24 protein-coding genes are annotated in these 21,534 nt (G+C 76.1%); 18 read left to right on the forward strand and 6 right to left on the reverse strand.

Annotated elements, in window-relative coordinates; translation table 11 throughout:
* Positions 1-65: 65 nt before the first annotated feature.
* From BLQ97_RS11725 to BLQ97_RS11740, 4 genes are all read right to left on the reverse strand, one after another.
* Entirely contained in the window at positions 66-392 is a 327-nt protein-coding gene (locus tag BLQ97_RS11725) for a TraR/DksA family transcriptional regulator (RefSeq protein WP_091366054.1), read from the reverse strand.
* Positions 389-994, reverse strand: coding sequence for a class I SAM-dependent methyltransferase (locus tag BLQ97_RS11730; protein ID WP_091366055.1), 606 nt, complete (start codon positions 992-994; stop codon positions 389-391). The genes BLQ97_RS11725 and BLQ97_RS11730 overlap by 4 nt, the downstream gene beginning before the upstream one ends.
* Before the next feature lie 77 nt (positions 995-1,071).
* The gene (locus BLQ97_RS11735) at positions 1,072-2,355 is read right to left on the reverse strand and encodes a YibE/F family protein (RefSeq protein WP_245692091.1); all 1,284 of its coding nucleotides are present in this window, start codon (positions 2,353-2,355) and stop codon (positions 1,072-1,074) included.
* Between the two features lie 45 nt (positions 2,356-2,400).
* Complete coding sequence (locus BLQ97_RS11740) at positions 2,401-2,895, reverse strand: STAS domain-containing protein (RefSeq protein WP_245692092.1); 495 nt, start codon at positions 2,893-2,895, stop codon at positions 2,401-2,403.
* Between the two features lie 131 nt (positions 2,896-3,026).
* On the opposite strand from BLQ97_RS11740, the gene BLQ97_RS11745 reads away from it, so the two are divergent.
* The 6 genes from BLQ97_RS11745 (at position 3,027) to BLQ97_RS11770 (ending at position 7,780) form a co-directional block, all read left to right on the forward strand.
* Positions 3,027-3,518 (forward strand): Hsp20/alpha crystallin family protein, encoded by a 492-nt coding sequence (locus tag BLQ97_RS11745; protein WP_091366056.1) that lies wholly within the window; start codon positions 3,027-3,029, stop codon positions 3,516-3,518.
* Between the two features lie 118 nt (positions 3,519-3,636).
* Positions 3,637-4,032 (forward strand): MerR family transcriptional regulator, encoded by a 396-nt coding sequence (locus BLQ97_RS11750; protein ID WP_245692093.1) that lies wholly within the window; start codon positions 3,637-3,639, stop codon positions 4,030-4,032.
* Between the two features lie 33 nt (positions 4,033-4,065).
* Positions 4,066-4,374 carry a metal-sensitive transcriptional regulator gene (locus tag BLQ97_RS11755; protein WP_091366057.1) on the forward strand — a complete coding sequence of 103 codons (309 nt, stop codon included), beginning with the start codon at positions 4,066-4,068 and terminating at the stop codon, positions 4,372-4,374.
* A gap of 28 nt (positions 4,375-4,402) precedes the next feature.
* Positions 4,403-4,612, forward strand: a complete 210-nt coding sequence (locus BLQ97_RS11760; RefSeq protein ID WP_091366058.1) for a heavy-metal-associated domain-containing protein — start codon at positions 4,403-4,405, stop codon at positions 4,610-4,612.
* 25 nt (positions 4,613-4,637) lie between these two features.
* On the forward strand, positions 4,638-5,513 hold the full coding sequence (locus BLQ97_RS11765) for a hypothetical protein (RefSeq protein WP_091366059.1): 876 nt from the start codon (positions 4,638-4,640) through the stop codon (positions 5,511-5,513).
* Positions 5,510-7,780 (forward strand): heavy metal translocating P-type ATPase, encoded by a 2,271-nt coding sequence (locus tag BLQ97_RS11770; protein WP_281181403.1) that lies wholly within the window; start codon positions 5,510-5,512, stop codon positions 7,778-7,780. The genes BLQ97_RS11765 and BLQ97_RS11770 overlap by 4 nt, the downstream gene beginning before the upstream one ends.
* Before the next feature lie 15 nt (positions 7,781-7,795).
* Here BLQ97_RS11770 and BLQ97_RS11775 read toward each other — a convergent pair whose 3' ends face one another.
* Positions 7,796-8,578 carry a DUF899 family protein gene (locus tag BLQ97_RS11775; protein ID WP_091366060.1) on the reverse strand — a complete coding sequence of 261 codons (783 nt, stop codon included), beginning with the start codon at positions 8,576-8,578 and terminating at the stop codon, positions 7,796-7,798.
* A gap of 230 nt (positions 8,579-8,808) precedes the next feature.
* Between BLQ97_RS11775 and BLQ97_RS23315 the strand changes: the two genes are divergently transcribed.
* Together BLQ97_RS23315 and BLQ97_RS11780 are read left to right on the forward strand one after the other, a co-directional pair.
* Positions 8,809-8,946: a hypothetical protein gene (locus BLQ97_RS23315; protein WP_175471695.1), complete on the forward strand. Its 138-nt coding sequence runs from the start codon at positions 8,809-8,811 to the stop codon at positions 8,944-8,946.
* A gap of 151 nt (positions 8,947-9,097) precedes the next feature.
* On the forward strand, positions 9,098-9,322 hold the full coding sequence (locus BLQ97_RS11780) for a hypothetical protein (protein WP_091366061.1): 225 nt from the start codon (positions 9,098-9,100) through the stop codon (positions 9,320-9,322).
* 16 nt (positions 9,323-9,338) lie between these two features.
* Here the strand turns inward: BLQ97_RS11780 and BLQ97_RS11785 are convergent, their stop codons facing one another.
* Positions 9,339-9,941 (reverse strand): TetR/AcrR family transcriptional regulator, encoded by a 603-nt coding sequence (locus BLQ97_RS11785; RefSeq protein WP_091366062.1) that lies wholly within the window; start codon positions 9,939-9,941, stop codon positions 9,339-9,341.
* Positions 9,942-10,158: 217 nt separating this feature from the next.
* Between BLQ97_RS11785 and BLQ97_RS11790 the strand changes: the two genes are divergently transcribed.
* The 10 genes from BLQ97_RS11790 (at position 10,159) to BLQ97_RS11835 (ending at position 21,512) form a co-directional block, all read left to right on the forward strand.
* Entirely contained in the window at positions 10,159-11,019 is an 861-nt protein-coding gene (locus BLQ97_RS11790) for an ABC transporter substrate-binding protein (protein WP_217637158.1), read from the forward strand.
* Positions 11,016-12,119 (forward strand): amino acid ABC transporter permease, encoded by a 1,104-nt coding sequence (locus BLQ97_RS11795; protein WP_217637159.1) that lies wholly within the window; start codon positions 11,016-11,018, stop codon positions 12,117-12,119. The genes BLQ97_RS11790 and BLQ97_RS11795 overlap by 4 nt, the downstream gene beginning before the upstream one ends.
* Complete coding sequence (locus tag BLQ97_RS11800; protein WP_091366063.1) at positions 12,116-12,859, forward strand: amino acid ABC transporter ATP-binding protein; 744 nt, start codon at positions 12,116-12,118, stop codon at positions 12,857-12,859. The genes BLQ97_RS11795 and BLQ97_RS11800 overlap by 4 nt, the downstream gene beginning before the upstream one ends.
* Complete coding sequence (gene ddaH / locus BLQ97_RS11805) at positions 12,859-13,626, forward strand: dimethylargininase (protein WP_091366064.1); 768 nt, start codon at positions 12,859-12,861, stop codon at positions 13,624-13,626. Before BLQ97_RS11800 ends, ddaH begins: the two co-directional genes overlap by 1 nt.
* Before the next feature lie 133 nt (positions 13,627-13,759).
* Positions 13,760-14,929, forward strand: a complete 1,170-nt coding sequence (locus BLQ97_RS11810) for an acyl-CoA dehydrogenase family protein (RefSeq protein ID WP_091366065.1) — start codon at positions 13,760-13,762, stop codon at positions 14,927-14,929.
* Positions 14,926-16,980, forward strand: coding sequence for an acetate--CoA ligase family protein (locus BLQ97_RS11815; RefSeq protein ID WP_091366066.1), 2,055 nt, complete (start codon positions 14,926-14,928; stop codon positions 16,978-16,980). The genes BLQ97_RS11810 and BLQ97_RS11815 overlap by 4 nt, the downstream gene beginning before the upstream one ends.
* Positions 16,977-17,792: an SDR family oxidoreductase gene (locus BLQ97_RS11820; RefSeq protein WP_217637160.1), complete on the forward strand. Its 816-nt coding sequence runs from the start codon at positions 16,977-16,979 to the stop codon at positions 17,790-17,792. The genes BLQ97_RS11815 and BLQ97_RS11820 overlap by 4 nt, the downstream gene beginning before the upstream one ends.
* Positions 17,789-19,402, forward strand: coding sequence for a 5-guanidino-2-oxopentanoate decarboxylase (locus BLQ97_RS11825; RefSeq protein WP_091366067.1), 1,614 nt, complete (start codon positions 17,789-17,791; stop codon positions 19,400-19,402). Before BLQ97_RS11820 ends, BLQ97_RS11825 begins: the two co-directional genes overlap by 4 nt.
* Entirely contained in the window at positions 19,399-20,616 is a 1,218-nt protein-coding gene (locus BLQ97_RS11830) for a Glu/Leu/Phe/Val family dehydrogenase (RefSeq protein WP_091366068.1), read from the forward strand. The genes BLQ97_RS11825 and BLQ97_RS11830 overlap by 4 nt, the downstream gene beginning before the upstream one ends.
* Positions 20,613-21,512: an oxidoreductase gene (locus tag BLQ97_RS11835; RefSeq protein ID WP_091366069.1), complete on the forward strand. Its 900-nt coding sequence runs from the start codon at positions 20,613-20,615 to the stop codon at positions 21,510-21,512. Before BLQ97_RS11830 ends, BLQ97_RS11835 begins: the two co-directional genes overlap by 4 nt.
* Positions 21,513-21,534 lie beyond the last annotated feature (22 nt).

The following is a 21,534-nucleotide window of genomic DNA, read 5'->3' on the forward strand; positions in this document are numbered from 1 at the left end:
CTGGTCGCGGTCACCCGGCCCGCATGACGACGACGGGACGCACCTCGGCGCCGCGCCCCGACGGGTCAGGTCGCGCAGGTGATGCAGGTGCGGGCGGTGGGCCGGGCGGCGAGGCGCTCGGGGGCGATCGCGCCGCCGCAGGACTCGCAGCGCCCGTAGGTGCCGCCCTCGACGGCCTGCACCGCCGCCTCGGCGTCGGCCAGGCGCCGACGGGCGGCGGCCAGCAGCGCGGCCACCTGCTGGCGCTCGAAGGCGATCGTGGCGCCCTCGGGGTCGTGCTCGTCGTCGGCGTTGGACGCCTGCGAGGCGGCCACGATCTCGTCGAACTGGCGGGTCAGCGCCGCGATCTGCGCCAGGGCGGCGGCCCGCTCCGCGCCGAGCGGGTCGCTCACCGCAGGCGCCGCAGCAGCCGCAGCGACCCGGTGCCGGGCAGCTCGGTGAACGCGCCGGAGGCCAGCACCCGCCGGTACACGCCGAAGGGAGCCTGGCCGCCGTCGGCGGGGTCGGGGAAGACGTCGTGGATGGCCAGCGTCCCGCCGACCGCGAGCTTGGCCACCCACGCGTCCTGGTCGCGGCGGGCGGACTCCTCGGTGTGCGAGCCGTCGAGGAACAGCAGCGCCAGCGGTGTCGACCACAGCGGCGCGAGGGTCTCCGAGCGGGCGACGACGGCGACGACGACGTCCTCGGCCCCGGCGTCGGCGATCGTGCGGCGGAACCGCGGCAGGGTGTCCACCAGCCCCACCGCGGGGTCGACCAGCGACGGGTCGTGGTACTCCCAGCCGGGCTGGTGCTCCTCGGACCCGCGGTGGTGGTCGACGGTGACCACCTGACGGCCGGTCTCGCGGGCCGCGGCGGCGAGGTAGAGCGCCGACTTGCCCATCCAGGACCCGATCTCCAGCAGCGGCCCGGGCACCGCGACCGACCGCGCGGCCGCGTAGAGGGCGTGGCCCTCGTCGGCGGGCATGAAGCCGGGGGCCGCCTCGGCGGCGGACAAGAGTCGAAGGACCCCGTCCCCCTCCCGCCTCGCAGGCTCGGCGCGAGCCTCTGGACGGGGCCGGGAAGGACTCCTGTTCACCGGGCGAACCTCGCACGCAGCGCCGAGATGCGCCGCTCGGGGGCCGCGCCGGCCGCGGTGCCGGCCGCGGTGGCGAAGAACGCCCCGACCGCCGTCGTCACCGGGACCGCCAGCACCAGGGCGATCGCGCCGGCCAGCGTCCGGACCACCTCCTCGGCCACCACCGCGCTGGTGAGCGTGACCCCGGCCGGCCGGGAGTACAGCTCGAAGATCAGCAGCAGCGGCAGCGCCGCCCCGGCGTAGGCGAACACGATCGTGTAGACGGTCGAGGCGATGTGGTCGCGCCCCACGGCCATGCCGCGGCGGTAGAGCTCCGCCCAGCCCATGGCGGGGTCCACCTCGTGCAGCTGCCACATCGCCGAGGCCTGGGTGATCGTGACGTCGTTGAGCACGCCGAGCCCGGCGACCACACAGCCGGCGATGACCAGGCCGGAGAAGTCCAGCGTGGGGTCGTAGGTCGCCAGCGTGGTGGTCTCGTCGCTGGTCAGCCCGGTCAGCCGGGCCACCCCCACCGAGACCGACCCGAGCACGGTCACCAGCGCCAGGCCGAACAGCGTGCCGATCAGCGCCGTCGTCGTCCGGGCCGACAGGCCGTGCGCCAGGTACAGGACGACGAACATGATCGCCGCCGACCCGACCAGGCTGACCAGCGTCGGGGAGGCCCCGGTGAGCAGCGCGGGCATGACGAACTGCAGGAGCACGACGAAGGCGAAGGCCAGCCCGACGAGGGCCGCCAGCCCACGCAGCCGGGCGACCGCCACGGTGACCAGCGCGAAGGCGACGGCGAGCACGACCAGCGGCGTGGTGCGCGCGAAGTCGTAGAACTGGTAGCTCACGCCGCCGTCGGCACCGGCGTCGCGGGTGAGCACGACGGTGTCGCCCTCGGCCACCCCGTTGGCGACGACGTCGGCCTGCAGGTCGACCTGCTGGTAGTCGCCAGCCCCCTCGCCCTCGAGCACCTCGACGACGGCGGTGGCGCAGGTGGCCTGCCCGCCGCCGGAGTCGCCGCACGGGAGGGTCTGCAGCGAGACCACCCGCGCGTCGGGGTAGGTCTGGCCCGGGGGCAGGTAGGTCTCGGCGACCTGCTGCGCCTGCGTGGGCTCGTCGCCGGGCCAGAGCGCGACCAGGCCAATGACGGTGGCCAGCCCGGCCGGCACCAGCACCACCAGCATCAGCCAGACCGCGCGGCGGCGGCGGGCCAGCACCTCCGGGCTCGGGGGCGGGGCGTCCGGGTCGGGCCCGTGGGCGTGGGCGTGACCGTGCGAGGAGGAGGCGGGCACCCGGCCAGGCTAGGAGCAGGCGGGGGCGTGCCCCGCCCGACACCCTCAGGCGCTGCGGCCGCCCGGGCCGTCGGGCCGCGGCTGGGCGCCCGACGGCGGGGAGCCGCCGGCGCCGGCCGGCCCGTCGCTGTCGTCGACCACCTCGAAGCGCCGCCACAGGCCGGTCAGCTGCAGCGGCCGGGCGACGGTCGGCGGGGGCTCGACCAGCGCCACGGTGACGGCGCGCGGCTGGGTCATCCGCTGCAGCTGCACCAGCACGGCCATCCCGGCGGAGTTCATGAAGGTGACCCCGGACAGCTGCAGTTCCAGCCGGTGCAGGGTGGGCGTGGACAGCAGCTGGTCGGTGACCGCGCGGACCAGGGGGCGGCGGGCGGCCTCGGTGAGCTCGCCGACGACGGTGACGCACGAGACGTCGCCGTCGAGCGTGGCGGTCACCTGGGGCTCGGCACCGTGCTGTGCGTCCTGGGGGGCGGCGGCCGGGTCGCCGGCGGGGGCGTGCTCGTCCATGCCGGGGAACTGCCCCGCCCCCGCCGATCCCATGCGCCCGTCGGAACGAACTCGTGCGATGGATGTTTACACCCGTGCTCGGACGAGGTAATCTGCAGTCGCCACTAGAGGTTCCGACCTCGGGCAGCGAACACACCCACCGGATCTCCCAGGAGGTTCACGACATGGTGCTCACCGCCTACGACCCGTTCGCCACCACGTCCGCCGCCCTCCGCGCGCTGGACCAGCTCGCCGGCCGCACCGGCACCGCCCGCGCCCTGTCGGGCATGCCGATGGACGCCTACCGCGTCGGCGACAAGTTCGTCGCTCACTTCGACCTGCCGGGCGTCGACCCGGGCTCGATCGACCTGTCGGTCGAGGGCACGACGCTCACCGTCAGCGCCGAGCGCTCGGTACCCCAGCTGGAGAACGCGGAGTGGGCCGTCGCCGAGCGCCCCTACGGGGCCTACACCCGGCAGCTGGTCCTGGGCCGCAGCCTCGACACCGACCGGCTCGAGGCGAGCTACCACGACGGCGTGCTCACCGTGAGCATCCCGGTGGCGGAGAAGGCGCGCGCCCGCAAGATCACCGTCACCCGTGCCGACGTGCCGTCCCAGGTGGAGGGCCGGACCATCGAGCACGAGTCCGCCGAGGGCCAGAAGGCCGTCGAGCGGTGACCGGCGGGCCGACCCACTGAGCGGCGACCCGCACCCGGGGGCCGGGCCAGTCGTGGCCCGGCCCCCGTGCCGTTCCCGGGCACCCGTGCCCGTGCACCTGCCGACCGAGGAGGGGACCGTGGCCCCGGACAGCGCCCGCGCCCGGCCGGACGACGAGCCGGCCGACCCCGTCGGCGACGCCGTCCGCCGGCTCGACGACCCCGACTTCCCCGCGCTCACCATGAGCCAGGCCGCGGCGCTGCTCGGCGTCCAGGCGGCCTTCCTGCGCAGCCTCGACGGCTCCGGGGTCCTGCAGCCGCACCGCTCCCCCGGCGGCCACCGCCGCTACTCCCGCCACCAGCTCCTCCTCGCCGCCCGACTGCGCGGCCTGCTCGACGACGGCCACACGCTGGCCTCGGCCGAGGTGATCCTGGGCCTGCAGGACGAGCTCGCCGAGTCGCGCGCCACGACGCAGCGGCTGCGCGCCACGGTCGACCGGCTACGCGCCGACCAGGAGGACCCGGCCTCCGGGTGAACCCCTGGGGGGTAGGGGTGTACAGTCGGGGGCGTGAGCGATCCGGAGGCCCCCGGCCACGTCCACGGGTACATCCACCGCAAGGACGACCACCTCAAGCGCCTGCGCCGCATCGAGGGCCAGGCCCGCGGCCTGCAGCGCATGGTCGAGGACGAGAAGTACTGCATCGACGTCCTCACCCAGGTCTCGGCGATGACCTCGGCCCTGCAGTCCTTCGCGCTCGGCCTGCTCGAGGAGCACCTGTCGCACTGCGTCGCCGAGGCGGTCGCCAGCGGTGGCCCGGAGGCCGACGCCAAGGTGCGCGAGGCCTCCGCCGCGATCGCCCGGCTCGTCCGCTCCTGACCCGCCCCACCCCCCTGGAGGGACCCCCGTGAGCACCGCCAGCTACACCGTCGTCGGCATGACCTGCGGCCACTGCGTCTCCGCGGTGACCGAGGAGGTCGGCGGCCTGCCCGGCGTCACCGACGTCGCCGTCGACCTCGCCAGCGGTGGCCTGACCGTCACCAGCGACACCCCCCTCGACGACGACGCCGTCCGCGCCGCCGTCGAGGAGGCCGGCTACGAGGTCGCCGGCCGCTAGGCCGGCACCGCGAGGAGGAGGACCGGTGCACACCGCCGCCCGGCTCGGCGCCACCGCCGTGGGCCTGGCCGCCGTGCTCGGCGCCGGCTGGGGCGTCGGCGCGCTCGTCGGGCCGGTCGGCGCCCCGGCGTCCGCCGCCGAGCAGCACGCCGGCGGGGACGACCACACGGGCGGCGGCGACCACGCAGCCGCCGCACCGGCCGACACCGGCCTGCCCGCGGGCCTGGCCGTCTCGGCCGAGGGGCACACCCTCGACCTGGCCGCCGACGCGCTGCCCGCCGGCGACGCCGTCCCGCTGTCGTTCCGGCTGCTCGGCCCCGACGGCGCCCCGGTCACCGCCTTCGAGACGGTGCACGAGCAGGACCTGCACCTCGTCGTCGTCCGCCGCGACCTCAGCGGCTACCAGCACCTGCACCCCGAGCTCGCCCCTGACGGCACCTGGACGACGGCGGTGGCGCTGCAGCCGGGCAGCTGGCGGGTGCTGGCCGACGCCACCCCCACCGACCTCGGGCACGGCCTGGTCCTCGGCGCCGACCTCGCCGTCGGCGGGACGAGCGAGCCGGTGCCGCTGCCCGCGCCGTCGCCCACCGCCGTGGTGGACGGCTACACCGTCACCGTCGAGGGCGACCTGGTCGCCGGTCGGGAGTCCGAGGTGGTGGTGCGCGTCGCGCTCGGCGGCGTCCCGGTGACCGATCTCCAGCCGTACCTGGGTGCGCGCGGCCACCTGGTGGCCCTGCGTGCCGGCGACCTCGGCTACCTGCACGTGCACCCGACCGGCGCGTCCGGCGGCGAGGTGCGCTTCGCCGTGCGGGTGCCCGCCGCCGGGGCGCACCGGCTGTTCTTCGACTTCCGGCACGGCGACGTCGTCCGGACCGCGGCGGTCACGGTGGAGGCACGGTGAGCGGGCCCACGCAGATCGAGCTGTCGATCGGCGGGATGACCTGCGCGTCCTGCGCCGCCCGGGTGGAGAAGAAGCTCAACCGGATGGACGGCGTCACCGCGACCGTCAACTACGCCACCGAGAAGGCCCGGGTGCTCTACGACGGCGACGTCACGCCCGAGGACCTGGTCGCCACGGTCGAGAGGACGGGCTACACCGCCGCGCTGCCCGAGCCGCCGCGCACAGACGACACCGACACCGACGCCGCGGTCGACCCGCTGCGCACCCGGTTGCTGGTGTCCGCGGTGCTCACCCTGCCGGTCGTCGCGCTCGGCATGGTCCCGGCGTGGCAGTTCGAGTACTGGCAGTGGCTCTCCCTCACCCTGGCCGCGCCCGTGGTCGTGTGGGGCGGCCTGCCGTTCCACCGCGCCGCCTGGACCAACCTGCGGCACGGCGCGGCCACCATGGACACGCTCGTCTCGCTCGGGACGGGCGCGGCGTTCCTCTGGTCGCTGTACGCGCTGTTCCTCGGCACCGCCGGCGAGCCGGGCACGGTGCACGGCTTCTCCCTCGCCGTCACCCGCACCGACGGCTCGGGCGACGTCTACCTCGAGGCCGCCGCGGGCGTGACGACGTTCCTGCTGGCCGGCCGGTACGCCGAGGCGCGCGCCAAGCGGCGGGCGGGGTCGGCGCTGCGGGCGCTGCTGGAGATGGGCGCCCGCGAGGTCTCGGTGCTGCGCGGCGGGGTCGAGACGCGGGTGCCGGTGGAGGCCCTCGGCGTCGGCGAGCTGTTCGTCGTCCGGCCCGGGGAGCGGGTGGCCACCGACGGCGAGGTGGTCGAGGGCTCCTCGGCGGTCGACGCCTCGATGCTCACCGGCGAGTCGGTGCCGGTCGAGGTCGGCCCCGGCGACGCCGTCGTGGGCGCCACCGTGAACGCCGGCGGGCGGCTGGTGGTGCGCGCGACCCGCGTCGGCGCCGACACCCAGCTCGCGCAGATGGCACGCCTGGTCGAGGAGGCGCAGAACGGCAAGGCCGCCGTCCAGCGGCTCGCCGACCGCGTCTCGGGCGTCTTCGTCCCCGTCGTTCTGGCGCTGGCCGCCGCCACGCTCGGCTTCTGGATCGGCACCGGCGCGGGCCTGGCCGGGGCGTTCCCCGCCGCGGTGGCCGTGCTGATCATCGCCTGCCCGTGCGCGCTCGGGCTGGCGACGCCGACCGCGCTCATGGTGGGCACCGGCCGCGGCGCGCAGCTGGGCATCCTGGTGCGCGGTCCCGAGGTGCTGGAGTCGACGCGGCGGGTCGACACCGTCGTGCTCGACAAGACCGGCACCGTCACCACCGGCCGGATGAGCCTGGTCGACGTCGCCGCCGCCGACGGTGAGGACGCCGGCGACGTGCTCCGCCGAGCCGGTGCGCTGGAGGACGCCTCCGAGCACCCGATCGCCGCCGCGGTGGCCGCCGCCGCCCGCGAGCGCTGCGGGGAGCTGCCCGCCGTCGCCGGCTTCCGCGCCGAGGCCGGGCTGGGCGTGCGCGGCACCGTCGAGGGCGTCCCGGTGGTCGTCGGCCGGCCGTCACTGGTGGGCGCGCTCCCGCCCGGGCTGGCCGCCGCGGTCGCCGCCGCCGACGCCGCCGGGCGGACCGCCGTCGCCGTCGGCTGGGACGGCGCCGCCCGCGGGGTGCTCGTCGTCGCCGACACCGTCAAGCCGACCTCGGCCGCCGCGGTGCGCCAGCTGCGCGACCTGGGGCTGCGGCCGGTGCTGCTCACCGGCGACTCCGCGGCCACGGCCGGCGCGGTGGCCGCCGAGGTCGGGATCGACGAGGTGGTGGCCGAGGTGCTGCCGCAGGACAAGGTCGACGTCGTCCGGCGGCTGCAGGCCGAGGGGCGCACGGTGGCGATGGTCGGCGACGGCGTCAACGACGCGGCCGCGCTCGCCCAGGCCGACCTCGGGCTGGCCGTGGGCACCGGCACCGACGTCGCCATCCAGGCCAGCGACCTGACCCTGGTGCGCGGCGACCTGCGCGCAGCCGCCGACGCCGTCCGGCTCGCGCGGCGCACGCTGTCGACCATCAAGGGCAACCTGTTCTGGGCCTTCGCCTACAACGTCGCGGCGATCCCGCTGGCGATGGCCGGCCTGCTCAACCCGATGGTGGCCGGCGCGGCGATGGCGCTGAGCTCGGTGTTCGTGGTGACCAACAGCCTGCGGCTGCGCCGGTTCCGGCCGCTGCCGGGCAACGCCCACGCGGCGTCGGCGCTGCCCGCGGGCCGGGTCCGGGAGCACGCCGGGCGCTGACCGGGCGACGGCGCCTCAGGAGTGGGAGCCGTGCCGGCCGAGCGTCTGCACGGGGGTCGCGCCGGGGCGGGTCCACTGCGGCACGGGGCGGCTGGTCGGGCCCCAGGTGGCGGTGCCGTCGGCGTCCGTGCGCCAGTACCAGCAGGCGTGGCGCCCCTCGGGCCACCCTGCCGGCTTGTCCTCCCACGCCTCGCCGCGGCCGTAGGGCGTCCGGTCGAGCAGGCCGAAGGACCCGGCCACCGGCTCGTTCCCGCGCCCCGTCGTGGCGTAGGTGAGGAACGCGCGGTCGCCGTCGCGCAGGAAGCAGGTGAGGTACCCCATCTCCCCGCCGACCGGTTCCGCCACGTCGCGCACCGAGTACCAGGGCTGCGAGTAGCCCATGAACTCCACGTAGGCGGCCACCTCGGGCCACGCCCCCGTGGTGAGGACGGCGAACGAGACGCCGCGCGCGGCGAGGTACACGGTGTCCCTCAGCTGCCAGGTCGTCATGGTGCAGCCCTCGCACTGCCCCTGGTGCGGGGCGCCGTCGTACCACATGTGCTTGTAGACGACGAGCTCCTCGCGGCCCTGGAACAGGTCGAGGAACGGGACCGGGCCCTCGGCCCCCACGACCTCGACCGTCCCGTCGAACTCCACCATCGGCAGCCGCCGGCGGACCGCGGCGAGCGCGTCCCCCTCGCGGGTGTGGGCCTTCTCGCGGACCAGGAGCTCGTCCCGGGCGGCCTGCCAGGTGGGCAGGTCGACGACGGGCGGGCGGCCGGGCAGCGCGGTGGCCGGGTCGTGCGGGGTGGTCGCCATGGTGGCCTCCGGAGGTCCTCGTGCCGGGGGGGTGTCGGACGACGTCCCGTCCCGGTCACCAGGACGGACTCGCCACCCGGCCGGGACTCATCGCCCCGCGGGACTCATCGCCCCGCGGGACTCATCGCCCCGCGGGACTCCTCGGGCCGGTGTTCCGACCGGCCGGCCGGGGGTAGGGGGACCGCCCTGGCCGCCCGGACCCGGACGGCGACTCGCGACGGGAGGTCGGCGTGGCCGGCACGAGCGGCAAGGGCAGCGCGACGGCGAAGAAGGCGAACGCCAAGGCGGAGGAGGAGGGGGAGGAGAACCCCCGGAAGAGCTCCGCCGCGCAGAGCGAGCTGGGCAAGAAGGGCGGGAAGAAGTCCTGAGCCCTCCTCGACCGGTCCCGCGGTTCCGTCCTATGCCGTTCCGTTGACACACAGCGATGACGCGCCCAGGAGTGCTTGCCACCGGCCTCCGGGCCCCGTTGTCTGCTGGGACCGGCGCCGGGAGGCGGTGCCGCGGGAGGGGGAGCACGGGATGCCGATCTGGACGGTGCAGACCACGGGCGGCGAGGACGTGGAGGTCGAGGCCGGGCTGCTGGCGACGGAGAGCGGGGCCCTGGTCGCGCTGGCCGACGACGGCCTGCTCACCCGCGCCTGGGCCCCCGGCCAGTGGCGAACGGTCCGGCAGGTCAGCGACGCGGGTCCCCGGCCGGCGGACCGGTCGGAGGACGAGGTCCTGGTCGGGCTGCCCCGCGGCTGATCCAGCCCCTGCCGGGCTAGGCGGCCAGCCCGGCCGTCAGGGTGCGCAGTACCTGCTCGCAGACCGCCCGCATGCGCTCGAGCGTCATGCTGCGCGACCCGAGCAGCACCTGCAGCGCCAGGCCGTCGATCATCCCGATCAGGGCGTTGGCGACGACGACCGGGTCCTCGTCGCGGAACTGGCCGGCGACCTGGCCGTCGCGGACGATGCCGGCCACCAGGCGGCGCCACTCGCCGTAGACCTGTTCGTTGAGCTCCTGCAGGTCGGGGTCGTGCAGCGCCTCGACCCAGAGCTCGGCCCACACGTGCCAGGCGCGGACGGTCTCCGGGTCGCCGGGCAGGTAGGACTCCACGAAGGCCCGCAGCCGCTGCGGCGGGTCCGCGTGCTCCTGCAGCAGGTCGCGCCGGCGCTCCAGCGACCGGGTGAAGTTCCACTCGAAGGCCGCGCGCATGAGCGCGGTCTTGGTGTCGAAGTAGTAGTGGACCGTGCCGCTGCTGGTGCCGGCCCGGCGGGCGACGTCGGCGATGCGCAGCGACTTGAAGCCGATCTCGGACACCACCTCGCAGGCGGCGGAGAGGATCTGCTCCCGCCGCTCCGCCTCCACACTGGGTCTGGGCACGTCCCCTCCTCCCCCGCACCAGCACCGGTCCTGAACTGACTGGCCAGTCAACTTAGGGCCCGATCCCCTCGTCGAGCAATGCCCTCACCCCGATCGACGCGTCTCCTTGACAGCCACCCGTGATCCACGACACGCTCTCCGCCGCATTGATAACTGACGAGTCCGTCAACCACCGGAGGGCACCGTGCCGTCTGCCAAGAGAGCGCTCCTGGCGTCCGTGACCACCCTGACCGTCGCTCTCGTCGCCGGGTGCTCCGGCGGGTCCGGCGGCAGCGAGGCCAGTGCCGGCACCGACGAGGGCGGCGGCGGCTTCGGCGAGTGCGAGCTCTACGGCGAGGCCGGCTCCATCGAGCTGGAGCCGGTGACCGACGGCGTGTTCACCGTCCAGACCAACCTGCCCTCGCCGGGCTGGTGGAAGGGCGAGACGCCGGAGTCGATCACCGGCGGCTACGAGTACTGCCTCGCCGCGAACGTCGCCCACCGGGCGGGCCTGGACTCCCTGCAGGTCGACAACGTGTCCTTCGACGCGCTGGTCGCCGGGCAGACCCAGGACTTCGACATGGCGATGGCGCAGATCTCGGTCACCCCCGAGCGCGAGGAGGTCGTCACCTTCTCGGCGCCCTACTTCGACTCCAACATCGGGGTCCTGGCGCCGCCCGACGCCGGCATCAGCGCGGAGAACCTGGCCAGCAAGAAGATCGGCGTCCAGCTCGGGACGACGGCCGTCGAGTTCGCCCAGAACGAGCTGGCCCCGGAGCAGGAGGTCCAGGTCTTCCCGGACACCACCGCGCTGGTGACCGCGGTCAGCTCCGGCGTCATCGACGCGGCCGTCATGGACACCGCGATCCTGCTCGCGTTCGCGAAGAACTCCGGCGGCACGCTCGAGGTCGTCGGCCAGTACGAGAGCGGCGAGTCCTACGCGGCGATCTACCCCAAGGACTCGCCGAACGGCGAGGCCATCAGCGGGGCCATCGAGGCCATGCGCGAGGACGGCACGCTCGACGAGCTGTCGGCGACCTGGCTCGGCCCCGAGCTGGGCGGTGACCCGGCCGCCGTCCCGGTCTGGTCCGTGCAGTGAGCAGCAGCACCGTGACCAGCGGCGCGGAGACCGAGGCGGTCGTCACCGAGCCGACGCCTCCCCAGCGGGTCCTGCCGACCGCGGTCGTGGCGCTGCTGGTCGCGGTGCTGTGCGCCCTGGCGGCCGCGCTCGCGCTGTGGTCGCTGCACCGCATGCTCGAGCCTCCGGCCGGGGTGGACGCACTGCTCGTCGTGCTCGCCCTGGTCGCGCTCCTGCCGCTGGTGCCGGCCGTGCGCGCCTTCGGGGACGACCGCCGGCGCGGCCGGCACCTCGCCGCAGGCCGGCTCGCCCCGGCCCGGCACCAGGCGGCCTCCGGCCGGGAGCACGCGCACACCGCGATGGGCTACGCGCTCGCCGTCCTGATCTGCGCCGGGCTGGTGTGGTTCACCACGGCCAACGACGGCGCGATCACCAGGACGTTCCTGCGGTGGGAGTTCCTCCGGTCGAGCTTCGCCAACGTCCTCGACGCCTTCTGGATCAACGTCGAGGTCGCCGTCGGCGCCCAGCTGCTGGTCCTCGTCGTCGGCCTCGTGGTCGCGGTGATGCGGCTGCTGCCCGGCCGCGCCGGCCGGCCGCTGCGGTGGCTGGCGATCGCCTACGTCGACACCTTCCGCGCCATCCCCAGCATCATCACGCTCTACCTGGTCGGCTTCGGCCTGAAGCTCGCCCAGGTGCCGGTCTTCAAGGACCTCTCGCCGGTGTGGCTGGCGATCATCGCCCTGACGCTGACCTACTCCAGCTACGTCGCCGAGGTCTACCGGGCCGGCATCGAGTCGATCCACCCCAGCCAGTGGGCGGCGGCCCGCTCGCTGGGCCTGTCCTACGGGATGACGCTGCGCACGGTGATCGTCCCGCAGGCGGTGCGGCGGATCGTCCCGCCGCTGCTGAACGACTTCATCGGCCTGCAGAAGGACACCGCGCTCATCGGCGTCATGGGGGTCACCGACGCCTTCGCGCAGTCCCGGCTGACGGCCTCCAACGTCTTCAACCTCACGCCGGTCATCGTGGTCGCCGTCCTGTTCGTGCTCATCACGATCCCGCAGGCGCGCTACGTCGACCGGCTCCTGGCCAAGGAGCAGACCCGGACGGGGCGGTCATGACGTTCCTCGAGATCCACGACGTGCACAAGAACTACGGCGACCACGAGGTCCTGCGCGGGGTCAGCCTGGAGGTGGCCAAGCACGAGGTCGTCTGCCTCATCGGCGCCTCGGGCTCGGGCAAGTCGACCCTGCTGCGGTGCATCAACGCCCTCGAGCCGATCCGCTCCGGCGAGATCCGGGTGGCCGGCGACGTGGTCAGCGGCCTCGGGGTCGACGTCAACCGGCTGCGCCGCAACGTCGGCATGGTCTTCCAGTCCTACAACCTCTTCCCGCACATGAGCGTGCTGCGCAACGTCACGCTCGCCCCGGTCAAGGTCGGCGGGCGGTCGCGCGCCGAGGCCGAGGAGAAGGCGCTCGCGCTGCTCGACCGGGTGGGCATGAAGGACAAGGCCGGCGCCTACCCGGACGCGCTGTCCGGTGGGCAGCAGCAGCGGGTCGCCATCGTCCGCGCGCTGGCCTCCGACCCGCAGGTGCTGCTGCTCGACGAGATCACCGCGGCGCTGGACCCCGAGCTGGTGGGCGACGTGCTCGCCATCGTCCGCGAGCTGGCCCAGGACGGCCTGACCATGCTGCTGGCCACCCACGAGATGGGCTTCGCCCGGGACGTCGCCTCGCAGGTGTGCTTCCTGCACGAGGGCCGCATCCTCGAGCGCGGCACCCCCGCGCAGATCTTCGAGGACCCGCAGGAGGAGCGCACCCGCCAGTTCCTCGGCCGGGTCCTCGCCTCGGGGAGGCTGTGATGACCGGCCGCGGCACCGCGCTGGTCCGCCGCCCCACCCCGGACCTGGCGGAGGGCATCGTCACCCACCTGGAGCGGGTGCCGGTCGACACCGACCTCGCCGCCGAGCAGCACGCCGGCTACCGGGCGGCGCTGGCCGACGCCGGCTGGGACGTGCGCGAGGTCGAACCGGCACCCGGCTGCCCGGACGCCACCTTCGTCGAGGACTCGGTCGTCGTCGTGGACCGGCTGGCGGTGCTCACCCGCAGCGGCGCCCCGGCGCGCCGGGCCGAGGTGGCCGGCACCGAGGCGGCGGTGCGCGAGCTGGGCCTCGACGTCGTCCGCATCGAGGGCGAGGGCACGCTCGACGGCGGGGACGTCCTGCAGGTCGGCCGCACCGTCTACGTGGGCCGCGGCGGGCGCACCAACGCCGAGGGCATCCGGCAGCTGCGCGCGCACGTCGCGCCGCTGGGCCGCACCGTCGTGCCGATCGGGCTGCGCGCGGTGCTGCACCTGAAGTCGGCGGTGACCGCGCTGCCCGACGGCACCTTCCTCGCGCTGCCGGAGCTGCTGGAACCGGGGGTCCTCCCCGTCAGCCGGCCGGTCGACGAGGAACCCGGCTGCCACGTGGTCCCCCTCGGCGGGGACCGGGTCCTGATGAGCGCGGCGGCCCCGCGGACGGCCGACCGGCTCGCCGACCTCGGCTTCACGCCCGTGGTCGTCGACATCGGCGAGTTCGAGAAGCTCGAGGGCTGCGTGACCTGCCTCAGCGTCCTCGTGCCCGCCTGACCCGCTCCTCCCCCGCACCCCCTCCGGCCGGCGTCCGCGACGCCCGGCCTCCCCAGCGTGGCCCTGATCCCGTGGTCCTGATCCCGTGACCCGAGCCCCCGTGACCCGAGCCCCCGTGACCCGAGGAGACCGCATGACCCGCCCCATCCGCGACGGACTCGAGCTCACCGAGGAGCAGCGGGAGTTCGTCGCGCTGGCCCGCGACTTCGCCGCGCGGGAGATCCGGCCGCGCTCCCGGGCGGTCGACGAGGCCGACACCGAGTCGCCGCTGGACCTGTGGGAGAAGGCCGCCCAGGTGGGCCTGGCCTCGTACATGCTGCCCGCCGAGTACGGCGGCGGCGGGGTCACCGACCTCGTCACGCAGTGCCTCGTGCAGCAGGAGCTGTGCTACGGGGACATCGGCATCGGCAACTTCCTCACCTCGAGCGCCTTCTTCGCCGAGCCCGTCCTGGCCCTCGGCAGCGAGGAGCAGAAGAAGCGCTGGATCACCCCGCTCACCGGCCCGCGGCCGCCGGTGACCGCGGTCGCGGTCACCGAGCCCGGGGTGGGGTCGGACGCGGCGAGCCTGCAGACGTCGGCGGTCCGCGACGGCGACGAGTACGTGCTCGACGGGCAGAAGACGTGGATCTCCAACGCGCCCTACGCCGAGGCGTTCATCGTCTTCGCCACGGTGGACCCGGCGCTGCGCTCGCGCGGCGTCACCGCCTTCGTCGTCGACCGCACGACGCCCGGCGTCACGGTGGGCCGGCCGATGCGCAAGATGGGCCAGCGCGGCATCGTCAACGCGGAGGTCTTCCTCAGCGACGTCCGCGTCCCGCTGGAGAACCGGCTGGGCGAGGAGGGGCAGGGCTTCTACGGCCTGATGCGCACCTTCGACGGGTCGCGGATCCTCATCGGCGCCGGCGCGACCGGGCTGTCGCGGGCCGCGCTGGACGCGACGGTGGCCTACGCGCGGGAGCGCACCCAGTTCGGCCGGCCGATCATCGAGCACCAGGCGGTCGCCTTCCGGCTGGCCGACATGGCGGCCCGCACCGACGTCTCGCACCTGGTCACGATGCGCGCGGCCCGGCTCTTCGACGCCGGGATCCCGTGCGCGGCGGAGTCGGCCATCGCCAAGGTGACCGCCAGCGAGAACACCACCTGGGTGACGAACGCGGCACTGCAGACGCACGGCGGCTGGGGCTACAGCCGCGAGTACCTGCCGGAGAAGTGGCTGCGCGACGCCAAGCTCGAGGAGCTCGAGGAGGGCACCTCCGACATCCAGCGGCTGATCATCTCCCGGTCGCTCGCGGGCACGCCGTGACCGGCGACCTGTCGGTCTTCCGCGACCCCCGGTCGGTCGCCGTGGTCGGGGCCTCGCCCGACCCGGCCAAGTGGGGCTACTGGCTGGCGCGCGGCGCGCTGCAGGGCGCCGGCCGGCGGCCGGTGCACCTGGTCAACGCCCGCGGGGCGGTCATCGAGGGCACCCCGTCGGCGCCGTCGCTGCGCGACCTGCCCGCGGCGCCCGACCTCGTGGTGCTGTGCACGCCGGCCGCCACGGTGCCCGGCCTGGTCGACGAGGCGCTCGACCTCGGCGCCCGGGGCCTGCTGGCCATCACCGCGGGCATCGACCTGGCCCACGGGGAGCCCGGCCTGGAGCGGCGGCTGGCCGCCCGGGTGCGGGCCGCCGGCGCCCGGCTCGTCGGGCCCAACTGCCTGGGCGTGTACGACGCGGCCACCGACCTGGAGCTGGCCTGGGGCACCTTCACCCCGGGCCACCTGGCGGTCGTGTCCCAGTCGGGGCAGCTCGGCCTGGAGCTCGCCGGGCTGGCCGCGCACGCCGGGCTGGGCGTCTCGCGGTTCGTCTCCATCGGCAACCAGGTCGACGTCACCGCCGTCGAGGTGCTCGACGACCTGGTCGCGCACGAGGCCACCCGGGCGGTGGTCCTCTACCTCGAGGGCTTCGCCGACGGCCGGGCGCTGCTGGGCGCGATGGCCCGGCTGCGTGCGGCGGGCAAGCCGGTCGTCGTGCTCACCGTGGGCGCCAGCGCCGCGAGCCGGGCGGCCGCGCGGTCGCACACCGGGGCGCTGACCGCGGCGACCGAGGTGGTGGCCGCGGCGTGCCGGGCGGCCGGATCGGTCCTGGTGGACACCCCGGCGCAGGCGGTCGAGCTGGCGCACCTGCTGCTCGGCAGCCCGCTGCCTCCCGGGCGGCGGGTGGCGGTGGTCAGTGACAGCGGCGGGCAGGGGGCGCTGGCCGCCGACACCCTCGCCCGCGAGGGGCTCGCCGTCCCCCGGCTGAGCGCGGCGACGGCGGACGCCCTGGCGCGGTCGCTGCCCGCGACCGCCGCCGTCGGCAACCCCGTCGACCTCGCCGGCGCCGGCGAGCAGGACCTCGACAGCTACGGGCGCGTGGTGGAGACGCTGCTCGACAGCGGCGAGGTCGACGCCGTCGTGCTGAGCGGCTACTTCGGCTGCTACGGCGCCGACACCCCGCAGCTGGTGCACCGCGAGCTGGAGGTGGTCAAGACCCTCGCCGACGCCGCCCGCGTGCACGGCCGGCCGGTGGTGGTGCACTCGATGAGCCCCGACTCCGAGGCGGTGCGCACGCTGCGCGCCTCCGCCGTCCCCACCCTGCACACCGTCGACGCCGCGGCCCGCTCCCTGGCGCTGGCCGCCCGGCTGGCCGCGGGCAGCGGCGCCCCGGTGCCCGGCGCGGCCCCCGGCGCGGGGACCGGCGCGGCACTGCCCTACCTGGAGGCGCGCGCCCGGCTGGCGGCGGCCGGCGTGGCCTACCCGGGCGCCGAGCCGGTGCGGACGGCGGACGACGTGCGCACCGCCGCCGCGCGGCTGACCGCGCCCTACGTGCTCAAGGCCGGCTGGATCGAGCACCGCAGCGACGTCGGCGGCGTGGTCGCCGGGCTCCCCGACGCCGAGGCCGCGGTCGGCGCGCTGCGGGACCTCACCGCCCGGCTCGGGGAGGGCGGGTACGTGCTGGAGGAGATGGACACCCGGCCCGGCGTCGTCGAGCTCATCGTCGGCGCCCGCCGCGACCCGGCGTTCGGCCCGGTGGTGCTCGTCGGGCTCGGCGGCGTGCAGGCGGAGGTCTACCGCGACGTGCAGGTGGCCCTCGCCCCGGTCACCGCCGGGCAGGCCCGCGAGCTGCTCGGCCGGTTGCGCGGCGCGCCGCTGCTCACCGGCTGGCGCGGCGCCCCCGCCGTCGACCTCGATGCGGCCGCCGAGGTGGCGGCCGCGGTGTCCCGGCTGGTCGCGGAGCAGGCCGACGTGGCCGAGGCCGAGGTCAATCCGCTGCGCGTCGGGCCCACGGGGGCCGTCGCGGTCGACGCCCTGCTGGTCAGCGGGGCGGGCCGGTGACCGCCGTGACCGCGCCGGCCGACTTCGCCGGGCAGGTCGCGATCGTGACCGGCGGCGGGTCGGGCATCGGGCGGGCCGTCGCGCTGCGCTGGGCCGTCGGCGGCGGGGACGTCGTCGTCGTGGGCCGCCGCACCGGGTCGCTGGAGGAGACCGCCGGGCTGGCCGAGCGGTACGGCGTCCGCGCCGAGGCGGCGGCCTGCGACGTGCGCGACGCCGACGCCGTCGGTGCCCTCGTCGACCGGGTGGCCGCCGACCACGGCCGGCTCGACGCGCTGGTCAACAACGCGGCCGGCAACTTCGTCAGCGCCGCCGAGGACCTCTCGCCGGGCGGCTGGCGGGCGGTCGTCGACATCGTGCTCAACGGCACCTTCTACTGCACCCACGCCGCCGGCCGGCACATGCTGGCCGCCGGCCGGGGCGCGGTGCTCAACGTGATCGCCAGCTACGCCTGGCACGGCCACCCGGGCACGGTGCACAGCGCCGCGGCCAAGGGCGGCGTGCTCGCCATGACCCGCACGCTGGCCGCGGAGTGGGCCGGCCGCGGGGTGCGGGTCAACTGCCTGTCCCCCGGCCCGACGGAGACCGAGGGCGCCGGCGCGGCGCTGTGGCCGACCGACGAGGCCCGGCAGCGCGTGCTCGCCAGCGTGCCGGCCGGCCGGTTCACCACCCCGGAGGAGGTGGCCGAGTCGGCCGCGTTCCTGCTCGACGGCCGGCGCGCGGGCTACGTCACCGGCGACGTGCTCACCGTCGACGGCGGGCAGTGGCTGGGCCGGGCGGTCTACACCGACGGGACGCGGGGAGGCGGGGCATGACCGAGGTCAGCGGCGGGCAGGCGCTGGTGGCGGCCCTGGTCGCGCACGGCGTCGACACCGTCTTCGGCATCCCGGGGACGCACAACCTGGAGATCTACCGGCACCTGGCGCTCGCCGGCGTCCGGCACGTCAGCCCCCGGCACGAGCAGGGCGCCGGGTACGCCGCCGACGGGTACGCCCGGGTCAGCGGCCGGCCGGGCGTCGCCGTGGTCACCAGCGGGCCGGCGCTGCTCAACGCGGCCGCCGCGGTCGGCCAGGCGTGGTCGGACTCGGTGCCGGTGCTGGTCGTCTCCCCCGGCCTGCCGCTGCGCCACCCCGGTCTCGGCAACGGGCTGCTGCACGAGACCCGGGACCAGGGCGCGGCGATGGCCGCGGTCGCCGCGGCGAGCATCCGGGCCACCAGCGTCGCGGAGATCCCGGTCGCGGTCGCGCAGGCGTTCGCGCTGATGACCGCCGGCCGGCCGCGCCCCGTGCACCTGGAGGTCCCGCTCGACGTGCTGCTCGAGACCGGCCCGGCCGTCGCGACCCGCGCCCCCACCCCCGCGCCGGCCGTCCCCGCGGGCGCCGACCTCGCCGCGGCCGCCGCGCGGCTGGCCGGGGCCGCCCGGCCGGTGCTGGTCGTCGGCGGCGGGGCCCGCGGGGCCGCGGGGCAGGTGCGGCGGGTCGCCGAGCGGCTCGGCGCCCCGACGGTCACCACGACCAACGGCAAGGGCGTGCTGCCCGAGGACCACCCGCTGTCGCTGGGTGCGGGCCTGCAGCTGCCCGCCGTCCGCGACCTGGTCGCCGACGCCGACGCCGTCCTGGCCGTGGGCACCGAGCTGGCGCCGTCCGACCTCTGGTACGGGCCGCTGCCCCTGGAGGACCGGCTGGTCCGCGTCGACGTCGACCCCGTGGGGTGCGTCGTCAACGCCGTCCCGGCCGTCGCCCTCGTCGGCGACGCCGCGGCCACCCTCGACGCCCTGCTCGCGGCGCTGCCCGACGGCGACTCCCCCGGGTCCGCGGCCGCGGAGCGGGCGGCCGGGTGGCGTGCCCGCAAGGACGCCGACGCGCGGGCCGAGGGCGCGGAGTGGCTGCCGCTGCTCACCCAGCTGGCCGAGGCGCTGCCGCGCGAGGCGGTCGTCGGCGCCGACAACGCGATGGTCTGCTACTACGGCGCCCTGGCCAACCTGCCCACCCACCGCCCGGGGTCCTTCCTCTTCCCCACCGGCTTCGGCACCCTCGGCTACGGCCTGCCCGCGGCCGTCGGGGCGAAGGTGGCCGACCCCGGCGCCCCGGTGGTGGCCCTGCTCGGCGACGGCGGGGTCATGTTCACCCTCCCCGAGCTGGCCATGGCCGCCGACCTGCGGCTGCCGCTGCCGGTCGTGGTGGTCGACAACGCCGGCTACGGCGAGATCCGCAACGAGATGCGCGACCGCGACGACCCGGTGCACGCCGTCGACCTGCCCTCCCCCGACCTGGCCGCGGTCGGCCGGGCGCTGGGCTGCCACGGCGTCACCCTCGACGGCCCGGACGGGCTGGCCGACGCCGTCCGCCGCGCGCTGGCCGCCGACCGGCCGACGGTCGTGCACGTCCGCCACTCCCCTCCGACCGGCGAAGGAGCCGCCCGATGAGCGCCCCCCTGCTCGAGACCACCTGGACCGACCCGGTCACCGGCGTGAGGGGGTACGTCGTCCTCGACACCCTGGTGCGCGGGCTGGCCAGCGGCGGCCTGCGGATCCGGGAGGGCTGCACGCTCGAGGAGGTGCGCGGCCTGGCGCGGGGCATGACGCGCAAGGAGGCGCTGGTCTACGACCCGGCCGACCGCTACCTGCCCCTCGGCGGCGGCAAGGGCGGCATCGACCTCGACCCCGCCGACCCCCGCGCCGTCGACGTGCTCCGCCGGTTCCTCGCGGCCGTGCTGCCGGTGGTGCGCAGCCAGTGGAACACCGGGGAGGACTTCGGGCTGCGCCAGGAGACGATCGACGAGGTCGCCGCCGGGCTCGGGCTGCCCAGCACGGTCGAGGCGGTCTTCGCCACCCTGGACGACGCCGCCGCGGCTCGCCGCCGGCTGGCGCAGGCCTTCGCCGTCGACGTCGACGGGATCTCCCTCGGCGACCTCGTCGGCGGCTACGGGGTGGCCCGCACCGGGGTGGTCCACCTCGAGCGCACCGGCGTCCCGGTCGCCGGTGCGACGGCGGTGGTGCAGGGGTTCGGCTCCATCGGCGGGGCCGCCGCCCGGTACCTGGCCCGGGCCGGGGTGACGGTGGTGGCCGTGGCCGACCGGGCGGGCCTGATCCGCAACGACGCCGGCCTCGACGTCGAGGCGCTGCTCGCCGCGCGCGACCCGCTCGGCGTCGTCGACCGCTCGGCGCTGCGGCCCTCGGACACCACCGCCCCGAACGACGGGTGGCTCGCCGTCCCCTGCGACCTGCTGGTGCCCGCGGCGATGTCCTACGTCATCACCGCTGACGACGTCCCCCGGATCCGCGCCCGGGCCGTCGTCGAGGGGGCGAACATGCCGACGCTGCCCGACGCCGAGGCGCTGCTGCACGCCGCCGGGATCCCGGTGCTGCCGGACTTCCTGGCCAACGTGATGACCAACGCCTGGTGGTGGTGGACGGTCTTCGGCGACGTCGAGCCCACCGCGGAGTCGTCGTTCGCCAAGATCGACGCGGTGGTGCGCCGGCTGGTGGCCACCGTGTCCGACGACGCGGCGGCCCGGGGCGGCACGCTGCGCGAGGCGGCCCTCGACCTCGCCCGCCGCAACGCCGAGGCCGTCCAGGCGGCGGTCGGGGTCACCGGCCCCGGCACTCCCGCGGAGGAGGCGACGTTGGTCCGGGCATGACCTCCCGCTGGACCACCGCCGACATCCCCGACCAGACCGGCCGCACCGTCGTCGTCACCGGCGCGACGAGCGGGCTGGGGCTGGCCACCGCCCGGGCACTGGCCGGCGCCGGCGCGCGCGTGGTGCTCGCCGTCCGCGACCCCGCCCGCGGCGAGGCCGCGGCGGCGGGGCTGGCCGGCGACGTCGAGGTGCGCCGGCTGGACCTGGCCGACCTCGGCTCGGTGCGCGCCTTCGCCGAGGGCTGGAGCGGCCAGCTCGACGTCCTGGTGAACAACGCCGGGATCATGATGGTGCCGCCGGGCCGCACGGCCGACGGGTTCGAGCTGCAGTTCGGCACCAACCACCTCGGCCACTTCGCGCTGACCAACCTGCTGCTGCCGCAGGTCACCGACCGGGTGGTCACGCTGTCCTCGACCGCGCACCGGGCGGGCCGCATCGACCTCGCCGACCTCAACTGGGAGCGACGGCGGTACTCGCCCGAGCGGGCCTACGGGCAGTCGAAGCTGGCCAACCTGCTGTTCACGCTGGAGCTGCAGCGCCGGCTCACCGCGGCCGGGTCGCCCGTGCGCGCGATGGCCGCCCACCCGGGCTGGGCGGCGACGAACCTGCAGGGCCGCACCGAGAACCGGGTCAAGGACGCGGTGATGGCGCTGGGCAACCGGGTGGTCGCCCAGTCGGCCGAGCAGGGGGCGCTGCCCACGCTGTTCGTGGCCACCGCCGACCTGCCCGGTGGCAGCTACGCCGGTCCCGACGGCCCGGTCGAGGCGCGCGGGTACCCGACGCTGGTCGGGCGCACCGCCGAGGCCAGCGACCTGCGGACGGCGGCCGCGCTGTGGACCGCCTCGGCCGAGCTCACCGGCGTCGACTTCCCCGCGGCCCTCCCCACCCGCGCCTGAGCACCTCCGCGGACGTGCGCGC

The sequence above is a fragment of the Geodermatophilus telluris genome, assembly GCF_900102745.1.
In the GTDB taxonomy this organism is placed as follows: domain Bacteria; phylum Actinomycetota; class Actinomycetes; order Mycobacteriales; family Geodermatophilaceae; genus Geodermatophilus; species Geodermatophilus telluris.